At 35.3% G+C, this 26,560-nt stretch carries 23 protein-coding genes; 10 read left to right on the forward strand and 13 right to left on the reverse strand.

Annotated elements, in window-relative coordinates; all coding sequences use genetic code 11:
- The first annotated feature begins 64 nt into the window (after positions 1–64).
- The 9 genes from metH (at position 65) to Dongsha4_RS14490 (ending at position 7,767) form a co-directional block, all read left to right on the forward strand.
- A complete protein-coding gene (metH, locus tag Dongsha4_RS14450; protein WP_330203032.1) occupies positions 65–3,616 on the forward strand; it encodes a methionine synthase in 3,552 nt (1,183 codons plus the stop codon).
- 87 nt (positions 3,617–3,703) lie between these two features.
- Entirely contained in the window at positions 3,704–3,937 is a 234-nt protein-coding gene (locus tag Dongsha4_RS14455; protein ID WP_330203033.1) for a hypothetical protein, read from the forward strand.
- A 171-nt stretch (positions 3,938–4,108) separates the two neighbouring features.
- Positions 4,109–4,396: a BrnT family toxin gene (locus Dongsha4_RS14460; RefSeq protein WP_330203034.1), complete on the forward strand. Its 288-nt coding sequence runs from the start codon at positions 4,109–4,111 to the stop codon at positions 4,394–4,396.
- A gap of 2 nt (positions 4,397–4,398) precedes the next feature.
- Positions 4,399–4,587 carry a hypothetical protein gene (locus tag Dongsha4_RS14465; RefSeq protein ID WP_330203035.1) on the forward strand — a complete coding sequence of 63 codons (189 nt, stop codon included), beginning with the start codon at positions 4,399–4,401 and terminating at the stop codon, positions 4,585–4,587.
- A 132-nt stretch (positions 4,588–4,719) separates the two neighbouring features.
- Positions 4,720–5,502, forward strand: a complete 783-nt coding sequence (locus tag Dongsha4_RS14470; protein ID WP_330203036.1) for a hypothetical protein — start codon at positions 4,720–4,722, stop codon at positions 5,500–5,502.
- Between the two features lie 36 nt (positions 5,503–5,538).
- Complete coding sequence (locus tag Dongsha4_RS14475; protein ID WP_330203037.1) at positions 5,539–5,772, forward strand: papain fold toxin domain-containing protein; 234 nt, start codon at positions 5,539–5,541, stop codon at positions 5,770–5,772.
- 37 nt (positions 5,773–5,809) lie between these two features.
- Positions 5,810–5,986 (forward strand): hypothetical protein, encoded by a 177-nt coding sequence (locus Dongsha4_RS14480; protein WP_330203038.1) that lies wholly within the window; start codon positions 5,810–5,812, stop codon positions 5,984–5,986.
- Between the two features lie 227 nt (positions 5,987–6,213).
- On the forward strand, positions 6,214–6,390 hold the full coding sequence (locus Dongsha4_RS14485; RefSeq protein ID WP_330203039.1) for a hypothetical protein: 177 nt from the start codon (positions 6,214–6,216) through the stop codon (positions 6,388–6,390).
- Positions 6,391–6,639: 249 nt separating this feature from the next.
- Positions 6,640–7,767, forward strand: coding sequence for a glycosyltransferase family 2 protein (locus Dongsha4_RS14490; protein WP_330203040.1), 1,128 nt, complete (start codon positions 6,640–6,642; stop codon positions 7,765–7,767).
- Positions 7,768–7,927: 160 nt separating this feature from the next.
- On the opposite strand, the gene Dongsha4_RS14495 is transcribed toward Dongsha4_RS14490, so the two are convergent.
- Positions 7,928–8,680 carry a hypothetical protein gene (locus Dongsha4_RS14495; protein WP_330203041.1) on the reverse strand — a complete coding sequence of 251 codons (753 nt, stop codon included), beginning with the start codon at positions 8,678–8,680 and terminating at the stop codon, positions 7,928–7,930.
- 459 nt (positions 8,681–9,139) lie between these two features.
- Here Dongsha4_RS14495 and Dongsha4_RS14500 point away from each other — a divergent pair, with 459 nt between their 5' ends.
- Positions 9,140–11,389, forward strand: a complete 2,250-nt coding sequence (locus tag Dongsha4_RS14500; protein ID WP_330203042.1) for a ribonuclease R family protein — start codon at positions 9,140–9,142, stop codon at positions 11,387–11,389.
- A gap of 158 nt (positions 11,390–11,547) precedes the next feature.
- Here the strand turns inward: Dongsha4_RS14500 and Dongsha4_RS14505 are convergent, their stop codons facing one another.
- From Dongsha4_RS14505 to Dongsha4_RS14560, 12 genes are all read right to left on the reverse strand, one after another.
- Positions 11,548–12,504, reverse strand: a complete 957-nt coding sequence (locus tag Dongsha4_RS14505) for an ABC transporter permease (RefSeq protein WP_330203043.1) — start codon at positions 12,502–12,504, stop codon at positions 11,548–11,550.
- 186 nt (positions 12,505–12,690) lie between these two features.
- Positions 12,691–13,416, reverse strand: coding sequence for a hypothetical protein (locus Dongsha4_RS14510; RefSeq protein WP_330203044.1), 726 nt, complete (start codon positions 13,414–13,416; stop codon positions 12,691–12,693).
- Positions 13,417–13,566: 150 nt separating this feature from the next.
- The gene (locus tag Dongsha4_RS14515) at positions 13,567–14,805 is read right to left on the reverse strand and encodes a caspase family protein (protein ID WP_330203045.1); all 1,239 of its coding nucleotides are present in this window, start codon (positions 14,803–14,805) and stop codon (positions 13,567–13,569) included.
- A 217-nt stretch (positions 14,806–15,022) separates the two neighbouring features.
- Positions 15,023–15,661 carry a COP23 domain-containing protein gene (locus Dongsha4_RS14520; protein WP_330203046.1) on the reverse strand — a complete coding sequence of 213 codons (639 nt, stop codon included), beginning with the start codon at positions 15,659–15,661 and terminating at the stop codon, positions 15,023–15,025.
- A 57-nt stretch (positions 15,662–15,718) separates the two neighbouring features.
- A complete protein-coding gene (locus Dongsha4_RS14525; protein WP_330203047.1) occupies positions 15,719–17,515 on the reverse strand; it encodes a serine/threonine-protein kinase in 1,797 nt (598 codons plus the stop codon).
- Positions 17,516–17,670: 155 nt separating this feature from the next.
- Complete coding sequence (locus Dongsha4_RS14530) at positions 17,671–18,303, reverse strand: COP23 domain-containing protein (protein WP_330203048.1); 633 nt, start codon at positions 18,301–18,303, stop codon at positions 17,671–17,673.
- A gap of 28 nt (positions 18,304–18,331) precedes the next feature.
- Entirely contained in the window at positions 18,332–18,973 is a 642-nt protein-coding gene (locus Dongsha4_RS14535; RefSeq protein ID WP_330203049.1) for a COP23 domain-containing protein, read from the reverse strand.
- A 201-nt stretch (positions 18,974–19,174) separates the two neighbouring features.
- A complete protein-coding gene (locus tag Dongsha4_RS14540) occupies positions 19,175–21,328 on the reverse strand; it encodes a PhoX family protein (RefSeq protein ID WP_330203050.1) in 2,154 nt (717 codons plus the stop codon).
- Between the two features lie 270 nt (positions 21,329–21,598).
- Positions 21,599–22,189 (reverse strand): potassium channel family protein, encoded by a 591-nt coding sequence (locus tag Dongsha4_RS14545; protein WP_330203051.1) that lies wholly within the window; start codon positions 22,187–22,189, stop codon positions 21,599–21,601.
- A 319-nt stretch (positions 22,190–22,508) separates the two neighbouring features.
- On the reverse strand, positions 22,509–23,204 hold the full coding sequence (rpe, locus tag Dongsha4_RS14550) for a ribulose-phosphate 3-epimerase (protein ID WP_330203052.1): 696 nt from the start codon (positions 23,202–23,204) through the stop codon (positions 22,509–22,511).
- Between the two features lie 68 nt (positions 23,205–23,272).
- Positions 23,273–24,160 carry an alpha/beta hydrolase gene (locus Dongsha4_RS14555; RefSeq protein ID WP_330203053.1) on the reverse strand — a complete coding sequence of 296 codons (888 nt, stop codon included), beginning with the start codon at positions 24,158–24,160 and terminating at the stop codon, positions 23,273–23,275.
- A 58-nt stretch (positions 24,161–24,218) separates the two neighbouring features.
- Positions 24,219–26,165: a diguanylate cyclase domain-containing protein gene (locus tag Dongsha4_RS14560; protein WP_330203054.1), complete on the reverse strand. Its 1,947-nt coding sequence runs from the start codon at positions 26,163–26,165 to the stop codon at positions 24,219–24,221.
- Positions 26,166–26,560: the final 395 nt, after the last annotated feature.

Consider the following 26,560-nt stretch of genomic DNA (forward strand, 5'->3'; position numbering starts at 1 on the left):
ATTAAATAAGCTAAAGTAGTTAATTAACATAACTTTATAGAACTTCTCATAATCTTAATCATCTATGAAAAGCCGATTTTTAGAAAGACTACACAGCAGCGATCTCCCCGTGCTAGTATTTGATGGTGCGATGGGTACAAATCTGCAAGTGCAAAACCTGACAGCCGAAGACTTTGGCGGTGCAGAATACGAAGGATGTAACGAGTATTTAGTCCATACTAAACCCGAAGCAGTAGAAACTGTGCATCGAGGCTTCTTAGAAGCAGGTGCAGACGTTATCGAAACCGACACCTTTGGGGGCACTCCCTTAGTTTTAGCAGAATATGACCTAGCAGATCGCTCCTATTATCTCAACAAAACCGCCGCCCAACTTGCCAAAAGATTAGCCGATGAATACTCAACCCTTGAAAAACCCCGTTTCGTGGCAGGTAGTATGGGACCGGGTACAAAATTACCAACACTAGGACATATCGACTACGACACCCTCAAAAACGCCTATGTAACCCAAGTACAAGGGTTATACGATGGTGGTGTTGACTTATTATTAGTCGAAACCTGTCAGGATGTCTTACAAATCAAAGCCGCCCTCAACGCCATTGAAGAAGTATTTGCGGAAAAAGGAGAAAGACTCCCCCTCATGGTATCCGTGACGATGGAAACAATGGGTACAATGTTAGTGGGTACGGAAATTAACGCTGCCCTCGCCATTTTAGAGCGCTATCCTATCGATATTATGGGGCTAAATTGTGCCACAGGTCCAGATTTGATGAAACCCCACATTAAATATTTGAGCGAAAACTCTCCCTTTGTTGTCTCCTGTGTGCCGAATGCAGGATTACCTGAAAATGTCGGTGGACAAGCTCATTACCGCTTGACACCCATTGAGCTACGCATGGCGTTAATGCACTTCATCGAAGACTTAGGGGTTCAAATTATCGGCGGGTGTTGTGGAACCCGTTACGAGCATATTCGAGCCTTAGCAGAAATCGCTAGTACATTAAAACCCAAACAAAGACAATATCATTATGAGCCTTCGGCGGCATCCATTTACACCACTCAACCCTATCAACAGGATAACTCTTTCTTAATTGTGGGAGAAAGACTCAACGCCAGTGGCTCGAAAAAATGCCGTGATTTACTCAATGCCGAAGATTGGGATGGTTTAATTTCCCTCGCTAAAGCCCAAGTAAAAGAAGGGGCGCACATCCTCGATGTTAACGTGGATTATGTGGGGCGCGATGGGGTAAAAGATATGCACGAATTGGCTTCCCGTCTGGTGAATAACGTTACTCTCCCCTTGATGTTAGACTCCACCGAGTGGCAAAAAATGGAGGCAGGTTTAAAGGTTGCAGGGGGTAAATGTATCCTCAACTCTACCAACTACGAAGACGGAGAAGAACGATTTTTCAAGGTGTTGGAATTGGCGAAGGAATATGGTGCAGGGGTGGTTATTGGTACAATCGATGAGGATGGTATGGCGCGCACGGCGGATAAAAAGGTAGAAATTGCCCAACGTGCCTATAATGATGCTCTGAAATTCGGTATTCCCGCCCATGAAATCTTTTTTGATACCCTTGCTTTGCCCATTTCTACGGGGATTGAGGAAGACAGGGAAAACGGAAAAGCGACGATCGAATCTATCCAACGCATCCATGCAATGTTCCCTGAATGTCATTTTATGTTAGGGGTGTCGAATATCTCCTTCGGTTTGAACCCTGCGGCGAGACAGGTGTTAAACTCCGTGTTTCTTCATGAAGCCATGCAAGTTGGGATGGACGGTGCGATCGTATCTGCTAGTAAAATATTACCATTGGCAAAAATAGACGAAGAAGCCTTAAAAGTATGTCGTGATTTAATTTATGATTTAAGAGAATTTGACGGTGATATTTGTACTTATGATCCATTAGGAAAATTAACCACCTTATTTGAGGGTAAAACCACTAAAAGTAATAAGAAAAATGTAGCAGATTTACCCATCGAAGAAAGACTAAAACAACATATTATTGAAGGGGAAAGAATTGGCTTAGAAGATGCTTTAAATATTGCCTTAGAAAAGTATCCTCCCTTAGATATTATCAACGTCTTTTTATTAGATGGGATGAAAGTTGTAGGGGAATTATTTGGTAGTGGACAAATGCAATTACCCTTCGTTTTACAATCTGCTCAAACCATGAAAGCCGCCGTTGCTTTTCTTGAACCATTTATGGATAAAGCCGATACAAATGGCAGTGGAAAAGGTACATTTTTAATCGCTACGGTGAAAGGAGATGTTCATGATATTGGCAAAAATTTAGTCGATATTATTCTGTCTAATAACGGCTATAAAGTGGTTAATTTAGGTATTAAACAACCCGTAGAAAACATTATTCAAGCCTACCGTGAATCGAACGCAGATTGTATCGCCATGAGTGGTTTATTAGTAAAATCCACAGCTTTCATGAAAGACAATTTAGAGACATTCAATCAAGAGGGAATTACCGTGCCTGTTATCTTAGGGGGAGCTGCATTAACTCCAAAATTTGTCTATGAAGACTGTCAAAAAACCTATAAAGGAAAAGTGGTTTACGGTAAAGATGCCTTTGCAGATTTGCATTTTATGGATAAATTAATGCCTTCTAAACATAGCAATCAGTGGGATGATTTTGAGGGATTTTTAGGAGATTTTGCCGAAGAAAATAGTATTTTTAAAGGTCGTAATTTTGATGAATCTGGAGAAGTCGTAAAACAGGCTTCTAGCCTGTCCAAAAATCAAGAAATAACTGAAATTGATACCCGAAGAAGTGAAGCAGTTGATCCTAATATTGAACGCCCGACTCCTCCTTTTTGGGGTACAAAAATTATGTCTCCTGATGAGCTTAATTTAGATGAAATTCTCTGGTATTTAGACTTACAAGCACTGTTTGCAGGGCAATGGCAATTCCGTAAACCTCAAGGGCAACCAAGAGAGGAGTATGATGAGTTTTTGCAAGAAAAAGTTTACCCTATTTTAGAGGAATGGAAAGCCAAAATTAAAGCAGAAAATTTATTACATCCTACTCTAGTTTATGGTTATTTTCCTTGCCAATCGGAGGGCAATACTTTATATATTTATAACCCTGAAAATCCAGAAGCGAAAGAAGAAATTGCCAAGTTTGAATTTCCCCGTCAAAAGGCTGGTAAAAGGTTGTGTATTGCGGACTTTTTCGCCTCTAAAGACTCTGGCATAATTGATGTTTTCCCTCTCCAAGCGGTGACAGTGGGAGAAATTGCCACAGAATACGCCCAAAAACTCTTTGCCAATGATGAATATACCAACTATCTCTATTATCATGGTATGGCGGTACAAACCGCAGAGGCGATGGCGGAATGGTGTCATGCAAGGATTCGCCGTGAGTTGGGTTTTGGACATTTAGAGCCTGATAATATCAAAGAAATCTTTAAGCAACATTATCAAGGTTCACGGTATAGTTTTGGTTATCCAGCCTGTCCGAATATGCAAGATCAGTATGTACAATTAGATTTACTAGACGCTAAACGGATTGGTATGTACATGGATGAGTCAGAACAAATATACCCCGAACAGTCCACAAGTGCGATCGTCTGTTATCATCCTGTGGCTAAGTATTTTAGTGCTTAGGTGAGGTTTTGGTGGGCATTGCCCACCCTACAATAATTTATAATACATATTTTAAATATATAAACCAAAATTTTCAAAGCAATAATAATGATTGATACAATATATGATGAAATAGTTTTACTCTGTAAGAAAATGACTTATAGAGATAAGTTACGTTTAGCTCAATTATTAATACAATTAGCTAGAAAAGAGGAAGAAGAAATTGCTAATAATAAAGTTCAAAATCTTAATCAAGAAAATAAGACGAAGGAAACTCAAGTTGTTAAAAATAAAAAATCAGACGATAATGTAGATAAATTTCAATATATTATCGAACGTTAAAAAAAATCTAAACCAAAGAAACTAAACTCACTACAAAGTTTTATAACCAGTATGTTTCAATTTAAAGGAGGAATTTCTAATATTGAGAGAGATAAAATAGTTTCGGAATTGCAAAAAAATAAATTTATCAAGATAGATTCAAATAGTAAGGTTACTTATTTATAAACAAAAATGGATGAGTTAGAATTTACTTGGGATAAAGTGAAAGCTCAAACTAATATCAAAAAGCATGGTGTTTCTTTTGAAGAAGCAAAATCTGCTTTTTATGATGAAAGTGCGGTCGTTATTTATGATCCTGATCATTCACAACAAGAAGATAGATTTATTTTATTAGGAATAAGTGATTATTCTCGTCTTTTAATCGTCTGTCATTGCTATCGTGAAAATGATACAATTATTCGCATTATTTCTGCTAGAAAAGCCAATAAATTAGAAGAAAAACAATATAGGAGATATTAATTATGAGAGATAATTATGATTTTTCTCAAGGTGTTAAAAATCCTTACTTCGATCGATTAAAAACAAGATCAAAAAAACAATCTTTAACTCTTTTTCTTGATGATGAAATTGTGAATTGGTATAAAGAAAATGAGTTTTCCCATCAAATAGAAATTAATAATTTATTGAAAGAATATATAAAGAATCATTAATTCTTCTGTTATCATCCTGTTGCTAAGTATTTTAGTGCTTAATTAATCAAAATGGTGTGTTTTTTGCTCACCCCACAGATTGCCAAATACTACAACAATGAATATTGATAATAATATCTAAGGTCATAATTAATGAATGATAATACAAATTGGTATTCACAAGAACAAAGAAAGTTATTAAAAAAAGAACGTTATTTTACTGGTTCTCATCATTACTTTTTTGAAGTAAAAGAAGCTAAAAATGGTTCTAAATACATCATCATCGATCAGAGGAAAAAAATAGGGGATGAATTTATAGGCTCTAAAATTAGAGTTTTTGAAGATGAAATGTCAGAATTTTTAAGAATTTTTGATGATTTAGTTAGTTTTTCATTAAATGAAAAAAGAATAACAAATACACATATCATTGAAAATAAAATTGAAGATAATAATAAGAATTTAGATTTAAATCCTCCTTTTTTTAGGAAATTACTTACTACCCAAAATTGGCAAGAATTTGAAAAATATACTTATTCTTTATTAAAACTATTAGGAATCAATAAAATTTATAGTTTTTTTGGACAAATACAAGCTGGTAAAGCAGATGGTTTTTTTAAGATTGGAAACTTGGCAGTTTTGTATGATTGTACATTAAGAATAAGTAATATTGAAGAAAACAAATATGAACAAATAAATAATTATTGTAATCAGTTGCAGGCTGGTAGTATTTCTATTTCCACTCAAATCAAAGAAGAATTTATTAATTATAATAAACAAGTATGGATCATTACTCAAGGAAACAGTAAACAGATAAAAGTAATAAATAATATAAAAGTGAAGCAAGTATCAGTAAAAGATTTAATCAAAATCTATGAAGAATATTTAACAAATATTAATAATTATGATTCATTAGAAATAAGACTATATCATTTATGATTGTCGTTAATAATTTATTCAAAAAATATAAATATTATGACTTATACAATCGATGCGATTTTTAATGGTAAAGTTTTTGAACCATCATCACAAGTTAATTTAAAACCAAATACGAAAATCAAAATCACCATAGAAGAAGAAAATCGAGAAAATTTGGTGTTTGATAACATTCATCATCAAGGTATTCCCAAGGAAATTTGGCTCAATAACTTTTATTGTCCTATTAAAGACTTTGGAGGAGATTTTGAAGTGATAGAAATTGAATTTTAATCTTCTCATTAATCATTATTATACCTGTTAATTTTTTATGAGTAATCTTTATCAACTATTAGAAAAAATCAAACATATTGCGAGTAATATTGATTGGTCAAGAAAAGCCGAAATTTGGTCTAATACTGTTGTGAGAGAAGGTAAAATTAACACGGGACAAGCTCATGTAAAAGATGCCGTCAATCATGCACTTGGTAAATTAGCTTGGTTATAAATAACAGTAAGGTGGGTATTGAAATTTTTACCCCCTTCAACATTCAAAATTAATAGAAAATTGATTATGAAGTTCATATCCACATTTCAAAATGAGAAAACAAAAATTATTTTAGGAGATGCTATCACGGTATTAAACGAATATATTGAAGATGAATCGGTCGATCTCATATGTTAGGACTCTGGAGTACTCATGTTACATACACCATGACCCAAGCCGTTTTTCAGGTGTTTCGTCGTCGGCTTTCCACAAAAAATTCGTGCTGCGTAGCAGATCTCTTCGAGATCGCATTTGCAAATGTTCTACCTATTTGTCTTCGAGCCTTGTTTGTCAAGGATTGGGATATTAACGAGGAAAGAAAACCATGTGAAAACCGTGACGTGATGACAGAAGAAGCGAAATAATTACACAAAGACTACGCTTTTCCACAGACACCGCAATTCAAGACGTAGCTAAGGCATTACGAAGACACGTGGACGAAGAGGCATTCGATCAATTACTTAAAGAACTACCCAAGGGTGCAATTGAATTTTGGAAACCATAATCAAAACCTTACTTTCCCCAAATAATCAAAATCAAAACTTGACAGGTGACGGGTAATAGTTGATATTTGAAGGTTGTTAATTCCTACTCATCTTGACTCCTAAATATTTATGGAAACCCTTGAATTATCTATCATTATGCCTTGTTTGAATGAGGCGGAAACCCTTGCTACTTGTATTGAAAAAGCCCAATGGTATCTTCAAGAGTATCAAATTCAGGGGGAGGTGTTAATTGCGGACAATGGAAGCACGGACGGCTCTCAAGATATTGCAAAAAAGATGGGAGCGAGATTAGTTAATGTCACCGAGAAAGGTTATGGAAGTGCTTTGATGGGGGGAATAGTTGCGGCGAAGGGTGAGTTTCTTATTATGGCGGATGCTGATGATAGTTATGATTTTAGGAGTTTAAATCCTTTTGTAGAAAAGTTGAGAGAAGGTTATGATTTAGTTATGGGTAATCGTTTCAAGGGGGGAATCAAACCGAATGCGATGCCTTTTCTTCATAAATATTTAGGTAATCCTGTCTTAACTTGGCTAGGTAAGCTATTTTTTAAAAGTCCTTGTAATGATTTTCATTGTGGCTTGAGAGGATTTCGTAAACGGGCAATTATGAGCTTGAATTTACGCACCACAGGTATGGAATTTGCTTCAGAAATGGTTGTTAAAGCGACTCTTAACGGCTTAAAAATAACTGAAGTACCAACTACCTTATCACCTGATGGACGTTCTCGTAAACCCCATTTACGCACTTGGCGCGATGGTTGGCGCCACCTTCGTTTTTTGTTGTTATATAGTCCCCGTTGGCTATTTCTTTATCCGGGTTTTTTCCTGATGATTATGGGATTAATTAGCACTATTATTCTTTTAGCTAGTCCAAGAGTTCATAGTTTATTATATTCAGCCACAGCTATTATTATTGGTTTTCAGCTAGTTAATTTTGCAGTTTTCACTAAAATTTATGCTATTCAAGAAGGTTTATTACCTAATGATAAAAGAGTACTTAAATTTAAGGATTTATTTAGTTTAGAAATTGGTTTGATTATTGGTTCGATTTTATTTATTGCTGGTTTAATTACTTCTATTTTTGCCCTTTTTCAATGGGAAGCGGTGGGTTTTGGGGCATTAAACCCCGTCCAAACTATGCGTTTAGTTATCCCTTCTGTAACTGCGATCGCACTTGGATTACAAATTATTTTTGCCAGTTTTTTCCTTAGTGTTTTTCAGTTAAAAGTAAAATAGTTAACAGATTTTTATTAATAATTAGTAATTAAAGAAAAGGGCAAAGTTAAAAGGGCAAGGGGCAAAGGTAAATGGTTTATAGTTGATTATTGATAATAAATAATAAAAAACATCTGCAACCTGAAACCTGACACCTCTTTCTGAACCCCTAACTTGTTAATCATTGACTTTGTAGATATTGCAAAAACTCAATTAATTCTTGATCTGATAATAGATGGCGAGATTTTTTACCATAGGTTTCCAATAGATATTTTTTACCGTGATCTTGAGTCCATCCTAAACGCTTCATTTCAAAAGTAGTTTGATCTATAATTTGACTGAAATCCATAGTCTCATTTGTATCTAAAGATAAAGGAAGAGTAGTGCTTTCTTCAATGTCATTGGTTGGGGTAGAAAGTATTTCCTCTTTGCCATTTTGATTTTCTGGGATTTCTAATGGTAAAGTTTCATCGCTATGATTTATGGAAGGAGGGGTTATTTCCTCTGGTGGATTTTCATTTTGAAGGGGGGGAGGAGTTATTTCCGATGGTTTTATTTCCTTTTGTGGAGACATCGGGGGTTTAATCGGTGGTTTTTGAGGAGGGGCAGGAGGATGGGTAATATTTTCAGAAAGATTCGTCTTTGTGGAGGGGGAAGTTGTCGGAGATTTCGATTTTTCTTCCACAGGAGGAGGAGAAGTGACTTTATTGGCAGTGGAAACAGGAGTATTCTGCACATTATGTACGTTAATAGATTCATTGGCAAAGAGAATTGCTCTTTTTCTGGCATTGTCTTCCGCTTCTTCTACGGTATAACCTTCTGAGTGGGCAGTGCTAATAATTTGCTGATTTTGATGGACACAGACTTTGACAATATACTTACCATGCTTAATGTTTACTAATTCACTGGTCAAAATAAAGGGATAGTTAGCCATATAAAATATTATTTATTTAAAAAACTAATACAATTTTACTATATATAAGGAATAATTGGAAGAAAAGACAGAATAGGTTATATTTATAGATTAAGACTAAAATCTGTTGAGTCAAGATTAGTTAAACCAATTTTAAATACTTTTAGAGATAAGAATGAGTCCTTTTATAGATCATTTCTGTTCACAACTAATAATCTTTATTACACCTAGTTTTTTGTTCAATGGATACAAAGAAATAATAACCTTTGCAAGTTAAATTGGTGTAATCGAAGCACAGTTTTCTAAGGGTGAATAATGTTTTATCTCTATCAACTCCTGAAAATTGGTCAAAACTAACACAGGGGGAGGCATCTTCTCACTGACCTCAATTTTTAGATATAGGTTCATGCTATCTCTTTGTACTTGACTCAATGTTCATTGACATTACCATTTTAGATATAGAAAAGGATATTATAGTAAATGGATTTTTCAATCGCTACAATTCTTTCCCTTTTGAGTCCCGATAAATTAGTGGCGGGGAAAGTAATCGAAAAAAAATTAGGCTGTGAAGACGAACATGAAATCGAAAAGTTACAAATTGCCCTAGATATTCTTGAAAAAATAGGGGTTGTAACGAAGGAATTTGGCAAGTATCGCCGTGTCATTGAAGAAGATGTGGTGGAAGCCAAGTTGCGTTGCTCTAGTAAGGGTTTCTGTTTTGCTATCCAAGATGAGGAAGATGCCGACGATATTTACATTCGGGAAAGTCATCTTAGCAATGCTTGGAACAGCGATCGCGTCTTGGTTAAAATTATTAAAGAAGGTACGAGAAGAAGATCTCCTGAAGGAGAGGTAAAATTAATTTTAGAACGGGCAAACCCTTCTGTTTTAGCCAGAGTGGTAGAGGATGAGTCAGGGGATTATTTAGCTGTTCCCCTTGATGATCGCCTCTTGTTTGAGTTACAGTTAAGACAAAATGGGCAAACCCTTGATGATGCCATTAATCATCTTGTCCATGTTAATGTTTTAAGGTATCCCATCGGACAAAACCCCCCTGTGGGAAAAGTGGTCAGAGTTTTAGGAAGTGATGCGGAAGCCGCCGCCGATACTGACATTGTTTCTTCAAAACATGATTTACCCCAGGAGTTTCCCGACAGAGTTTTAAATCAAGCTCGTCAAATTAGTTCAGAAATTAGCCCCGAAGAAAGAGAAAAAAGAGTTGATCTAACAGACCTTCTCACGGTTACTCTTGAACAAGATATTATTCAGGAAAATAACCTTTTAAGAGAAACAGCGTTAAGTCTGGAAAAAACAGAAACTGAAAATTGGTTGTTGGGGGTTCATATTGCTGATGTTGCTCATTTTGTGCCAGAAGAAACTCATTTAGACCGTGAAGCGAGAAAAAGAGGCACTACGGTTCATTTAGGAGACAAAATTATTGATTTACTCCCCTCTAGTATCTATGAATGTTGTTCCCTAATTCCTAATAAGGAGCGTTTAGCAATTTCTATTTTTCTGACTCTTGATGATAAAGGGCAATTATTAGGCTACGAATTTAAACAAAGTATCATCAAAGTAGATCATCAACTTACCTACAAGGAAGTACAAATGATGATTGGTGCAGGAGCGACAAAACCTGAGTTAGAATCAACTCTGGAGATGTTAAATAATCTCGTTTTTAGTATTGCCCCTCTGATCAAAGCTAGACGTTTACAGTTAGGTGGTTTTGAGATTAATTTAGATGATATTACTTCTTATTTTAAAGATGAAGGAAGAATAGGTGCGATCGCATCTTATTCCACTTTGCCTGTACTATCTCTAATGACCGAGTTAATGACTCTAGTGGGCAAAGTAGTTGCAGAACACCTTAACGAATTGCAAGTCCCTGCTATTTATTGCACTCAGGGTAAACCCGATTGGGATGAATTGGAAGATTTACTTAAATTAGTTGCCAATCTCAAACTAGACTTTAAACTGCAATCAGAAGATGAAATTCAACCCTTAGACTACTATCATTTAATCCAAGAGTTTAGTAAATCAGATGATGAAAAAGTATTACATTACCTCTTACTTAATTCTCTAAAACCCAACAAATATACCCAACATCCAGCCCCCCATTTTGGTTTAGCCTATCCTATCTATACTCACTGTACTTCCCCCGGACAGAGATATATTGATTTGCAAATCCAAAGAATCATTAAAGCCGTATTTGAGCAAGGACGGGATAGACGTTCTAGTCGTGTTACAAAAGGAGTGGATTTATTTAGTAATAGCTGTCATGGACAAATTAACTGGAATGTTTTACCCCCTGCGGTACAATCCAACTTAGAGGCTGATTTACATTCTCTGATTACCCATTTAAATGAGAGAGAAAAAATTGCCCAAGATGCGGAAACAGACTTAGCAGGATTGAAAAAAGCAGAAAAAATGAAGGACTGTACAGGGCAAATCTTTAATGGTTTGATAACTGGAGTACAATCCTATGGTTTCTTTGTACAAATAGAAGATACTTTAGTAGAAGGCTTAGTTCATGTTAGTTCACTCAAAGATGATTGGTATGAATATCGACCCAAACATACTTGTTTAGTGGGCAGGAAAAACCGCACTGCTTATCGTCTTGGTGATAAAGTGGAAGTGGAAGTTAAAAGCGTTGACTACTATCGTCAGCAAATTGATTTAGTCACGGTGCGTGGTGGTAGTGCCGCCGTTGATGAGGATTTTGAAGACTAAGTAAACCTCAGTTCGGTTTAAGAATATCGAATAAGGGGAGGTGTCAGGTGTCAGGTGTCAGGTGTTGGGGTGTTAAGGAGAAATTTCTTTTTTATCTTAACTCCAAGCTCAGATAATTTTCTCTATTTTCCTTAATCTTCAATCTAGCCTAAGCAATTCTAATTAAAACGAACTCTGGGATCAAGCCAAGAATAAGTTAAATCAGCAATTAAGTTGAAAATGACAATCAAAATTCCATAAATCATCGTAATTGCCATAATCACAGGGGTATCACTGCGGTAAATAGATTCGATTAACAAAGCACCAATACCGGGGATACGAAAAATTTGTTCTGTTACCAATGCCCCTGTAAAAATACTCGGAATGTCTAAAGCTATTAAGGTAATGACGGGAATTAAGGCGTTACGCAACACATGATTGATAACTACTTGATAAGGATTTAAGCCTTTACTATAGGCGGTGCGTACATAGTCATGATTTAATTCTTCTCTAACGCTCGATCGCATGAATCGCATTAATACGGCGGTTTGATATAATGTTAAAACGATAATGGGCATAATTGATTGTTTAATTTGAGCGATGAAACTAGCCCAACTGTTAACTACCAAGTTACTGTCATAAATAAAGGGTAGCCATTGCAATTTAACACTAAAAATAATTATTAATAATAATCCCGTAAAAAAAGGTGGAATAGAATAACCGAAAAGTGCGATCGCATTACTTAATTTATCAAACAAAGAATGACGTTTCAAAGCAGAAATTACACCCAAAGGAATAGCGATTATAACGCTTAATAAATAAGCTAAACCAACAATGGATAAAGTATTGGGTAAACGTTGCCAAATTAAATCAGATACAGGGCTTCTACTGGTAAAAGAATAGCCCAAATTTCCTTGTAAAAATGCTATTAGCCATTTAATATAACGTATATAAATAGGTTGATCTAAGCCAAAGGATTTACGGATATTTTCCCTAACCTCTGCTGTGATATTTGGATTTGAAGCAAACTCACTTAAAGGATCTCCCGGTGCTAATGCGAGAATAATAAAAACAATAATACTAATGGCTAATAGAGTAGGTAAAGAAATCAATATTCTTTTGCCCAAATAAATCATATATAGTAATCCTAAATTATGAGTGATGGCAAAAAGAGCAAACCCCCCTTTATCCCCCCTCGAGAGGGGGGAGGGCGAAAGTGTTTAATTAATACTAATCCTAACACCTCAACACCCTGACACCTGCAACCTGCAACCTGCAACCTAAAACCGACCCTTATCTGATATTCTTAAGCTGAACTGAGGTTAATTACGTCCGCTAGACTGAGCAAGTCTAATCATTTCTGGATTATCCACATCAATTTCATACACATAACCCACACTTTGGGCAACACGGCGACGAAGACCATAAGCGGGATATAATTTTCTGGGTAGTAAACTGGTAGCCCTAACATTGGCAATATCTACTAATTCCAACATCACATCACGACTAATTTGATTACCAAAAACCTCCGTTACGTTTTGCAAACAAGAATTATTACCCACAGGATTTCTTCCTTCATAAAGTAGTAACAACGCATCTAAACAATTGTTATAGCCATAAATATCCACAAAATCAATTACTACATCAGCAATACGGGGATCTGTGTTACTAGGCATAGGACTGACATAATTCTCGATAACAACTTCTTCTATATTCTGATTTTCACTATTCTGAGTTGCACTACGAGTATTAATTTGATTAACGTTAGTGTCGGGACGAATTTGATTGGTTACTCTGTCATATACATAATTACCTGAGCTTATTTGTTGATTAGGTTTAATACAAGCTATTTCTTGGGTACTCAAATCCCTAATACTAACCACATTACCATCGCAATTGCTCATAGAGAAACCCCAATCCATAAGTTTTTGTTGGAGGGATGAATTATTATTTATGATGGTAGGAAAAGATGAGTTTTGAGCTTGTAAAGGACTAGAAAAGAGAGTAAATAGAGATATATTTGTTATTAGTAAATGTTTAATTTTCATGAATCTTGTTTATTTTTTAATAGCAGAAAAACTAATATTAATTACCAATCACTAATTACTAGATTTTTATTACTTTAAATAAGTTAATGGAATTGTGAGTTTGATATATATATAGCAATTCTCGTTATACTTTAATTGAGCAATCCCATTTTAATCAAGAGAAGGTATTTCCAAAGAAAAGTTCCCTGAAGGATGTTTACTATTACCCTCTGCACACATTACATATCGATTGCTTAATGTGATAGTAACTTGATGGCGATCGCTTCCGCAAGGTGCTTCCTTAAAATTGTATCCTGCAATAAAAGAACGCAGTAAAGAAATTTTACGAGGGGTTAGGTTTGCACCAGTTAAATCCTGAAAAGGACTATTAGAGCGGTTATTAATTGCTACATTATTGGGGGGCTGAGGTTTCTTTTCTTCCACCACGGGAGGGGTAATATTTTCTTCTTTCTTCGTGATATTTTGATTATTATTAGATGAAGGTTTTTTTTGACTACCAGAGAAAAAAAAGTCTCCAATTAAAGAAGAAGTAGTCCAAGGCACTTGAGCATTATCGGTTTTACTCGCCACATCAATTCTTACCTGTTTAAATATTTCTTCCACATTTTGATTCGGATTTTTCAGGTTTTTAAGCAAGGCTTCTGTAAAAGTTCCATTTCTACCTGTCCCATCTTGAGCTACATTGCCCGGACCTGTGGCATAAGCAATAAAAGTACCTGTAGCACTATTTTGGATAGCGGCTAATCCTTTATTATTAGAAGAACGAGTCCAGCTACGTCCGAAAGGATTATCACGACAAGCATCGAGAATGACGATATTGACATCATTATTCGTTTCTTCCATTGCCGCTAAAAGTTTTCCTAAAGGTAAGGTTTCATAGTTAACCTCGCTTTCTCTATCTAAACGAGCATCCACAGGAATTAAGTAATTTTCCCCATTGACTTGAATACCATGACCTGCATAATAAAATAAACCGACTGCTCCTTTCTCTAATTCTCGGTAAAATCTTTCTAAACTTTGATCCATTGATTTTAAGTTACCATTGGTGAGCAGAATAACCTCAAAATTTAAGTCTCTAAGGCTTTTCGCTACATCATTAGCATCATTAACCGCATTACGCAGTTTACTACCGTGTTGATAGTTAGAGTTACCAATCACTAAAGCAACTCTCTTTTCTGATGTTTGTCTCTGGCTGATTAAATATGCTTGTTGACTAAGAGGAAAAGATTCTCTTATTTTTTCATTCACAGAAATTTGATAGTCTTGAGAAGAGGCAGAATTACCCAAGCCTAATATTAACCCGAAAGATGCGATCGCAGAAGGTACAGCTACACCGAGTGCTGTTGGTATCATAATGCCGAAATTACCTATAAAATTAAATTTTTTCATGATCAATAAATCTTTAACCTACGAAATATTTAACTGACATTTTGCACTAACTTAAAAATAAGTGATAATTAGCTGATGAGGACTTAGGGTATTGGGTTGTTGGGGTGTTAGGGTTACTGTTAATTAAAAACTTTCGCCCTCTCCCCTTTCGAGGTGGGTTTCTTTTTAGGGGAGACACAGAGGGGGTTGCCTTTTGCTCATTGCCTTGTACAACCCATTAAGGACATAAAATTGGCGGACAAGAGGGATTATTATCTTTGGGTTTTTGATTAGTTTCAGGATGAGAAATAATGGTAGGAGGAGGAGAGTTATTATCAGATGTGGGCAAATTATCGTTATTATCACTAGGAATAGTTGAAGCAGTAGCCAAAAAAGAATCTAAATCTAAGACTCCTCCACGAGATAAACCTCCAGTGGAAGTACGAGCAGACATATTGAATAAATCAGTTAAAACTTTGCTAGGATTATCTTTGGGCTGAAGAGTTAAAAGTAAACCGTCTCCCCGACACTTAAAGCCTGATGATTTTTTTTCTGCCACACAAATAACAGGCTGTCGATTCATTGTACCAGTGGCGATATATCTTAAACTACCACTATCAGAAAATTTCTGAAATCTTTTTGTTACCTCATCACATCTTTTTTGAGGAGTCCAACCAGAATCACGAAAAAAGTCACTTTGCCAAACTATTAGTTGAATTCTTCCCCTTGCTGTATCTACGATTGTTGTGGGTTTACCATTTAACGGAATACACTTATAACTATTTTTATTTTGTGCTAAGGAATCTTGAGAAAAAAAGCCATTAGCGATAGTTAATAAACCATAAATAAAAGATTGAATAAATAATTGATTTTTCATAATATTTAGAAATGTTTATTTTCACGAAACTTTTAGCTTAAACCTAAGTCTAATTAATTACTCAGGACATAAAATCGGGGGGCAAATAATTACATTATCGGGCAGTTTTTGGTTATTTTGATTATCTTGATTATTACTAGAATTATCGGTGCTATTATTAGTATTAATATTACCCTCAATACCTTGATCCTGAAAACATTTTTCAGCCTGATCAACTATTTTTTTTCCTTCCAATAACCAATAATTTGAGCCTTCAATTTTACTCACAGTTTCGATCGCACTTTGACAGTTACCATATTCTAAGTCTTTTTGTGCCTGATTAATTAAATAACTATTAGTACGATATTCTTCTTGCCACTGACTAACAACAATTAAACCTGCTTGACGTACAGGATTATCAGGAATTGTATCAATTTCCTTTAAAGCATCTTCCAGCTTTCCCTCTTCCGTATATAAATGCTTTGCCTTATCAAAAATAGCCCTACTCCAATCCTCCATCATAATTTGAGCCTGATTATGATATTGATTCTGGGTTGGAATTTGTTTCGCCGTTGACAAAGCCTCCGCATAATTGAGAAATTGAGCTTTTTGTTTTGCTTCTTCTAAACGACATTTCCCGATATATTCCCCCAACTCTTGAGCAGAAATATGATTATTTCCATCTTGTAATCTTTCTTCTGCCTTTTCAAAACATTCCAAATAATTTTGATTATTATAAGCAGTATCTAAAGAGGTCAAAAAATCAGCTTTTTCTTTCTCAATTTGAGCTTTTTGTTGTTGATTCATCACATATACCCCCCCCGTTGCAATAACACCAATAGTTATAGCAGTAGTTAAAGTTGAACCAAAAGGAGATTTTAACCAATCACTGAAGGAAAATTTTTCTGAGGTGTCTTCTTGATTTTTCAATGATTGGTTTGTTGATGAAGAAATTGAATTTATCTTAGAGGTAGAGGCATTAGAATGGTTATCCTCTATGGAAGAAGGTTTATTTTTCTCCTCCAAAATTTGAGTCGGGGGGCAAGACTGTTGCTTTGCATAAATATAAGCGTGTAAATCTTTAATCACATCATCGGCTGACTGATAACGCAATTTATGTTGATAGCGAACCATTTTCGTGATAATTTCGCCTAATTTTTCATCAACAGTAACTAGATTACGCCAAAGAATTTCTCCTTCATCATCCTCCTCTAATTCAAGGGGATTTTTCCCCGTCAAAGCCTGAATAGCTATAACCCCTAAAGCATAAATATCACTATTTTTTCTAGGTTTTCCCCTCGCTTGTTCTGTGGGCATATAGCCACGAGTTCCCATTGCTATGGTAGGATCTAAAAGGCGACTTTGTTCTAAATTAAACTCTTTCACTGCCCCAAAATCAATCAAGACTAATTTTTGATCCCGTTGACGACGAATAAAGTTATCAGGCTTGATGTCTCTGTGAATAATGCCTAAATTGTGAATATCTTTGAGAATTCCTAACCCTTCTAATAATAATTTAATAGTAGCTACTTCCGTCCAACATTTTCCAGAAGGCAACTCATGACGTAAGGTTTTTCCCTCGATATATTCTTCGACTAAATAAAATTCTCCTTTATCTTCAAAATAATCAATTAATTTGGGAATTTGAGGATGACTTAGTTTTTTTAATATCTCTGCTTCTTGACGAAAAAGTCTTCTTGCCTGTTTGATGAAGTTGGGTTGCTCTGAAGAAGGGTGTAACTGCTTAATTACGCATTGTTGCTGATTTGTGGTGTTTATAACTAAATATACTTTGCCAAAACTGCCGTTACCCAACTTTTTGATTACTTGGTAAGGAAAAGGTATTAATGGAAGTTGAGTAGCAGGGTTATCCATAAGTCATTTAGGAGTTGATGAAAAAGTGAATTTATTAATTATTAATTATTAACTATAAACTATTCACTATTACCCATTTCAGATCTGAATTTGCCTACCTTCACTGACAATTTTATATCGAACTCAGGTAATATTTTTGCTGAAAAACTGGGGTATTAATCACATAAAATAGGGGGACACTCGATAGTTGTACCTGATTGGGAAGGTTTTTGGGGCGGTTTTTTTTCTTCCGGTATTAAGGGAGGTTTTTGAATGGGGGAAATAGCATCCATTAGTGGGGCAACAGCAAAATATTTGTCTAAGTCTAATACTGCTTGACTTCTTCTTATGGGCATTGCTCCGATTTTTACTGCATCTTCAAACAATTGTCTCATGACTTCTACTGGATTATCTTTTGGTTCGAGAGTCATTAATAAGTTTTGCTCCTGACAAACTATATCACTAGATTTAGGAGATACACAAATAACTTTATATTTATTGATTGTACCGTTGGCGATAAATCTCAGGGTGTCGTTGTCGGAAAATCTTTGAAATCTTTTACTTACTTCTTGACAGCGTTTTTCTGGAGTCCACCCAGAGGCTCTAAAATAGTCACTTTGCCACACTATTAATTGAATTCTTCCCCTTGTTGTATCAACCACCGTTATGGGTTTACCTTCATGCTCTATACAACTATAAACATTTTTTTTACTATCTGCTTGAGCAGAATTAATAAATATCAGAGATAGAATTTGTCCGAATATCAAACTTAATATAAAACTAAAAACTAGAGCAAATCGAGGTTTCATGGTTTTTACCTCATGGATAAATAAGGTTTTAATCACATAATAGGGGTGAGCATTCGACTAAAGGAGGTTCGCTTTTTACTGCTTTGGATTCGGGGGTAACTTCTGTTGTCACTTCTTTTTCCTCCAGTTTAATATCAGCAATGTCTGTTTCTGTCATAATTGGGGCATTCTCAATAAAATTAGACATGGGGAAAATATATTTTCCTGTAGGCTCTCTGGTAACGGGAGTACCTCCAACTTTAGCGGCGTTAGTAAAGAGGTTTTCTAAAACTTTATTAGGATTGTCATTTTTTTGTAGAGTTATAAGCAATCCATCTTTTTGGCATTGATAACCGCCCCCCGGCACTTGTGCGCCCACACAAATAACAGGATATGAATTTATCTGCCCAGTGGTTACATATTTAAGAACACCTTTGTCAGAAAATTCCTGAAATCTTTGTGTTACTTCTTGACATCTTTTGTTCGGAGTCCAACCAGAATTTTGGAAGTAATCGCTTTCCCAAACTATTAATTGAATTTTTCCTCTGGAAGTATCCACAACGGTGGTTGGTTTGCCTTTGTAGTTGATGCAACTGTAAGTATTTTTACTTTGAGCAAGGGTATCTGGGGATAGACAAAATGCGAGAGCAACTGAAGTAACTATACTAGAAAAAAAAGAGGACTTTTTCATTGTTTTCGGGGGAAAGCTACACTTCCATTATAACTTTTACTCAACCTGAGTTCGGGATAATTATCAATGGGTGATGGCAAAAAGGGCAAAGGGCAAAAGTAAATAGTTGATAATTAAGAATTAAAAACCCCGTTCACTATCTAAGGGAGTATAAGAGCCGGGGGGGCGAACTCTGAACTCGTTTCTCCTCCTAAAACTATTTTAATAAACCGCTACTAAAGAAGGCTTGGGCAAAGCATTTTTATCTAAACTAGGCCAGTTTGAACCCTTGGGAATAGTTCTAGTCTGGGTAAATTCCTCCCCATCAGTGGTAAGGATACTTATTTCTCTGGTTTCTTCTGCCATGTTACTTCTAGTTCCATTTTTCTCCCCCGGATGTTGAATTGCCAGAAAGAGAGTATTTTGTTCTTGGTTGAAGCATAAACCGCAAGTTTCCGTTTCCATCGGTGCAATACCAAATGGATAGGCTTTCCCCGCATTTTCTCCCGATAAGGGTATATACCAAATACTATTATTTCCTAATGCTCCTGTAATATAAGGATTATTTCCCTTACGCACTGGTTGATTGTGTAATCCTGTGGGCATATCTGTCACCATCCAAAGATTTCCCTGTTTGTCAAATTCAAGGTTATCGGGATTCGCAAAACCTAAACCTCCTGACGCTGGTTCACCACCAACTGCGATCGCATCCCATGTAAAATTAAGGGCTGAGGGGTCATTTTCATTTTCTCTAAGGCGGATTAAACAGCCATACTCGTATATATTTCCTTGTTTATCGCTAAAAACTCGTTTATCTGGGCTACCATCGTTTCCAGCCGCTCCAGAGGTAAAAGCAATCACTAAAGATTGATCCACAGGATGTAAAGCCACATCTTCAGGTCGAGCGGTACAAGTACCTCCAATGACATTACCAGCAAAATGAGCATCAATTAAAATCGCACCTTGAATTTCTTCGGCGGTATCTCCTATGTATAAATCTCCGAGGGTAGAATATTTTTCTCGAAATTGGTCTAATTCTTCTTGTTTCGTAACGGTGACAATACCTCCTTTGTCTCTATCTGGATTAGGAATGGTTAGCAATTCCCCTCGCAAATTGCTTAAGGCAGTGGGATTAATGGCAGTATCGGCTTTTAAGGGTATCCATTCGCCACTACCATCAGGATTCATTTTGGCTACATATAACATTCCCTCTTTTAATAATTTCGAGTTACTCTTATCTTGAGGATTAACAATTGTGCCTGTAGAGATAAACTTATACAAATGTCCACCAGTGCGATCGCATCCTGAGTAAACCGCTAAAGGTTGATTAGCTTCGGCTCGAATGGCAACAGCTTCATGACGAAAACGTCCTAACCATGTATGTTTTGTACCATAGTCATTTTTATTAGCAGGATCAACTTCTACCATCCAACCATACTTATTACCTGCCAAACCAAAGGGATTGCCTTGCCCACTAAAACCATTGATGGGTAAAGATTCTGGAGGAAAAGACGTGCCATCTGCCATTACCGCTTCTGGTACTTGAGTTTGGAAATTTTCTTCTGCACTAAATACTGTACCCCAAGGCGAAACACCTCCCGCACAATTAGCAAAAGTACCAATAATCATCTCCCCTCTATCGTCAATATAACCTAAGCCTTTATTTTTCAGAAAAACACTTTTAGCCGGTCCAGTTACCTGTAAATATCGATTATCTCTCCATCCTGATATACCTGTAATACGCCGATCTTGCTCCGAGTAAGTCCGCCCCCATTTACCATTACCATTGCGACGAATGGAAATAACCCCCAAACCTTGATCTGTCAACAATTCCCCGAAAAACTCTTGAAAAAGAATCTTAGCAGAATTATCATCAGGCAAAGCAAAAATATTTAATCCTTGTCGATTTTCCCTTGCCGAGTGTAAAGCAGATAAAACCTCTTGAGGCAAAGATTTTTGAAGCACCTGTTCATAACCTTGTAGCCAAGGAGTAGGACTAACATATTCAAAATTGACCACCAAATAACCCTCATTGGGATTAGTTTCCACAAAAGCAACATAGTCGTTGTTATAACCAAAACGGGAGTCACCCACTTTATCTCCCCAAGAAGCAATCACATCATAGCTAAATCCTTCAGGCAAAGTTAAATCGTCTTGTAATTGATAAGAATTAAATCGCTGTTTTTGTTCTTGTGAATTAAGGTTATTTATTTCTAAAGGAATAGGATATTGAACAGGTTTAAAATTAGCAAATTTAAAAATTTCTTGATTGGTATTTCCTTGAGCATGGGAATAGTTTTTAAAAACAGAACTACAGGCGGTAGAAGCAACACTGATTCCCAAAAATGTTAAAAAATCCCTACGTTTAAATTTCATATATTATCTTAACCCTTAACTAAATTTTTTAATTATTTTTATTTTATATTACTATTAATAAATGTGAATCTCCCACTTATATCTAAATAGTTAATATTAAGAATTGGTTAAGTTTTAATTATTCTTAGTCAAGAAATAAAAGATAATGATAAAGATGTATAAATTGACGGGGATAAACAAAACAATGAAATAATGAAATAATGAAAAATATGTCACTAATGATTGTTAATTGTTGATTCTTAAGTTTAAAATTTTAATCCTTCTTTGATTCTATTTACTTAAACTTAAACTAACTAATTTAGAAATAAAAATAGCAGGAAAAAGTTGTCCTAGTAAAGCCTCTATATTAGACAACATCATTCCCATACTATTAAGAGGACTTATATCCCCATATCCCAAAGTTGTGAGGGTGGTAAAACTAAAATAAAATAATTGATATTGTGGACTTGCATCTATAAATATACTTAATTCAAAAGAGTTAGCATTTATATTAACAAGAATTTTATAGAAAATACCCCAAAGAATGCCAATCATTAAATATATGCAAATTGATCCTTTAATTACATCTCCATTGATTTCTGTTTCCGAAAGAATCCGAAGAACAATTGCAACGATAGATAAAATCATAAATAAAGCACTTAATACATCTGAAAAAATTTCGATCGCATCTATATGATTAAGCATTTTAAGACGACTAAGAATAGAGCTTAAATACGCAAAAATGGCTATCCCACGAAAAACATAAATAAACTTTTTCGGAAAACCAAGGGTATTAATTGCTAAAATAATAGTAGAAAAAAAGATAATAGGAAACCAAATATTAAACCTATCAAAATATTGTAAAAAAGGTGTAAAAACCATGAAAATTAATAAATTGTAAAACAGGCGATTATATGTGGTTTTAGTAGAATAAAATTGACTCATAAAGATTTTTTTGTCTTCTAATATCTTAAAAAGTGTGATTGTCAAACAGTTTAAAATTGTTAAGCAAACTCTAATTAATTACAAAAAAAGGGGGCTTTAACCCCCATATTAAATTACTATTTTGTATTTATCTATTAATGTTCCTAAATCGTTGATGGAAAATCAATTATTAGAAAAAACATCGAGAATATAATCTTTTTTGCTTTTTTCTAAAAGATAATTAACACAATTCAAATAGGATTGCGATAGATACTTCTTAAGCAGTAGCCAATTCAGGCTCAGGGCGCTTACTATTACGGATACCTTCGATCGCATCTGCATAACTAGGAGCTTTAAAGACGGCAGAACCAGCTACAATGGCATTAGCACCAGCCTCTAAAACTTGCCAAGTATTATTAGGTTTCAAACCACCGTCAACCTCAATCCAAGGGTCTAAACCTCTCTCATCGCACATTTGACGTAAAGCCTTGATTTTAGGCACAACAGAAGGAATGAAACTTTGTCCACCAAAGCCGGGGTTAACGCTCATGATTAAGACTAAATCACAAACATCAATCACATAGTCAATTAACTCTAAAGGAGTAGAGGGATTTAAAACCACCCCAGACATTTTACCTAACTCACGAATTTGACAGAGAGTGCGGTGTAAATGGGGGGAAGCATTGTGTTCAGCGTGAACAGAAATAATGTCAGCACCTGCTTTTGCGAAGTCTTCTACATACTTCTCAGGTTCAACAATCATTAAATGTACATCTAAAGGCTTTTTGGTGTAAGGGCGAATAGCCTCTACAATTAAAGGACCAATAGTAATATTAGGTACAAAACGACCGTCCATGACATCCACATGAATCCAATCTGCACCAGCTTCGTCAACAGCTTTGATTTCTTCTCCTAAACGACTGAAATCCGCAGATAAAATGGAAGGAGAAATAACGACTTTTTTATCACTCATAATAATTATTAATAGATTAACTTTTGTTGTGTTAATTGTAACAAAATGTTTAATTTCTCTATAGTGTATCAGCTATTGACAAAATCGAGAATATGATGAGCTGTAATTTCTGATTTTTCTAAATGTGGCACATGACCGCAATCATCAATCCAAATTAATTTACTTTGGGGGATTAACTCTTGGAATTGACTAGCGGGTTTTATGCCTAAGATTTTGTCATTTTTTCCCCATAAAATCAGGGTTTCTGCTTTAATTTGCCCTAATTCTTCTGCAAATGAACCATAACCACCACTCTTGGTAAAAGAAATTAACGCTTTACTCCAATTCTCACATTGTAGATGTAAGGCCGCACATCTTAAGGCATCTTCACTGGCAAACTCTGGATTAAAATAAGCCGTTTTACTGATACTCTGTCTTACTTTCAAATTCCGTAAAAATTCTGTAGCTAAATAACCTAAAGGGGGAAATAAAAACTTCCCAATTATCGGTTGCTTTGTCAAACCGCCACTATCTAACAACACCAATTTCTCCACTGCTTGGGGATAACTTAGGCAAAAGTCAATAGCACTCGCTCCTCCCATAGATGCCCCCACTAAAATCATGGGTTTGTTAATCATGGTTGACCAAAAATGATAGAGATGAGTTCTAATACTATGGGGAGAATAGTTTAAATTAGCCTGTCTTTGGGTAAAACCGAATCCTAGCAAGTCTAAAGCCCAAACATCGTATTCTTCTCCTAAAAACGGTAATAAACGACGATATTCAAACAAGGAACTGTCAAAACCATGTAATAACAACACTGGTGTTTTTCCTTCTCCCTTTTTTACATAACTCGTGGCGATTTCCTCTGAACATAAGGGAGTGTTAATTTTTGTAAACTGGATTTGCTCAAAAAGTGCGATCGAATCTTTTTCTATAAGTTTTTTTGCTTCAGTGACAATTTCATTAGTTAACATGAGGAATTGAGAATTTAGAGAAATTTATTCAAGTTTATCGGTAAATTATGGCAGTTTATTATAGATTAATCTCGCTCCCCGTGTCTTTATCTCTATCAAACAAATCTTCATGATCATCTATTTCTGATGTGAGAAGATAATCTGATAATTTATCTTTTTTTTCTTGATTTGAATCGGATTGAATGAAATGGATACAATTTCTTCCTTTATTTTTGGCTAAATATAACGCTTGATCTGTTGTGTTAATAAAATCTTCTATGGTGTTATCATGTTTTGGAATCAGAGTAAAAACCCCTAGACTTAATGTAACATGGTCAGCAATTTCTGAGCGAGGATGATTAATTTTTAAAGATGCGATCGCATCTCGCATTTGTTCAGCAATAGTTATACCACCTTGAATATCAGTATTAACAAGGATTACAGCAAATTCTTCTCCCCCATAACGAGCAGTTAAATCACTCGAACGATTGGGAATAGACGCAATAGTTTGAGCCACTTTTTTCAAACATTCATCACCCTGCTGATGACCAAAATAGTCGTTATAGCGTTTAAAATAGTCAATATCTGTCAAAATTAGAGTTAAAGGTTGTTTTTCCCTTAAATGTCTTTGCCATTCCAAGTTTAAGTATTCATCAAAACGACGACGATTAGCAATTTGCGTTAAACCATCGAGATTAGCGATTAATTCTAGTTTTTCATTGGCAATTATTAGTTCTTCTGTTCTTTCCCTTACCTTATTCTCTAAAGTTTCAAAAGCATTTTCTAATTGATTTGCCATAAAATTGAAGGAGTTGGCAAGGTTTTGTAATTCCGTAATTTGCGTCACAATAGCTGTTGATGTCATTTTTCCCGATGCTATGTCATCACTAGCCCGATTTAAACGCTCGATGGGTTGACTAATATAATGGGCAATGACAATACCAACCACAATAGATAAAATGAAAGCTCCAACACACAGAAGCCAAGTGATTTTTCTATTCTCATCGATTTCTTTCATAAAATCAGAGCGAGGAATAATTGTCACTAACAACCAATGCAAACCATACTTATCTTTATAGGGTTCAACTTGGGCGAATAAGATATTATTTTTGACATCTACTCGTAAATTAATCCTTTCAGAAATACTGCCTAAATCCGAATATTTCTCCTCTAATTGAGATGCGATCGCACTTATGATTGGATTATCACTATTTTTAGCATTCAAAGGGGTTAAATAATCCCCCTGATTTTGATAGAGTGCATCTTGGGCGGAGGTAGCAACTAAATTACCATTTAATTCCATAATAAAAGTTTGTCCCGAAGGAGAAAACTTCAGTTGACTCAAAAAACTGCCAATACTTCTTAATCTAACTCCACTATGGAATACCCCTAATAAATTATTTGACTCATCATAAATGGGATATAAACTATTAATAACTAGAGTCGGTACAGTTTGATCTATAAAAATCGGCGACCAAGTTTGTTTTTTTTTCTCTCTAGCTTTTAAATACCAATCCGTTGTACGTATATCAAGGGGAACTGTTTTTGCTGATAAAAGTTGCTTTTTTTGACCTTGATTATCTAATCGATAAAATTTATTGCTGAAAATATCGGGTAAAGTAATCTCTCTAACAATGATATTATCTTCTTCTGGTAGAGACATATAAATAATATTTTCTCCCTTATTATTTGCAAATCCTGTCACAAAGGGAGGAGAAGCTAAAGTTGCCTGTTGCCAAAGATGCGATCGCACCTCATCCAAATTTGTTACATCCACACGACCTTCTTGAAACGCTTTGTAATTAACAGCTATGGTTTCTTGTTTAATTGGCAAATAATGATTAAGATGATCTCGAACAAGATTAGAAGTTTGAGCCATTAATTGATTCGCTAAATTTTCTACGGCACTTCGCCCAGTACGATAAGACAAGTACCCTACTAAGGTAACAGTACCAACAATTTGCACAATAAAAGGAATAATTAAGACTAACCTCAGAGGTAGTTTTTTACTTAAGAGAGTTTTCACAAGAGAATTAAGAGAATAAAGATAGATCAAATAATTCTCAATATATCAATAATAGAATAATTAAAATGAGATCCAATCTAACTTTTCCTCCGTCAAAAAAATATAGAAAAGATAGGATGAGAATAATACTTTGTGTTCTCTTGTTTTGACACAACTTACCTGAGTTCGATGAAAAAAGTATCGAAAAATAAAGCGTTGAGAGTTATCATCGAGCCAATTTTGGAATAAAAAATTATTAAATTTAGGAAAAACTCATTGAAAATCAATTTATTCAGCTTTTTTGTCAATAATTATTACTTTTAACTCCGTTCACGACCGAAGGGAGTGCATGAGAGCAACGAACTCTCCGAACTCCGAACTCCGAACTCAGGTACAACTTGTAGCGATTTTATGTC

This window comes from Cyanobacterium sp. Dongsha4 (assembly GCF_036345015.1).
Lineage (GTDB): Bacteria > Cyanobacteriota > Cyanobacteriia > Cyanobacteriales > Cyanobacteriaceae > PCC-10605.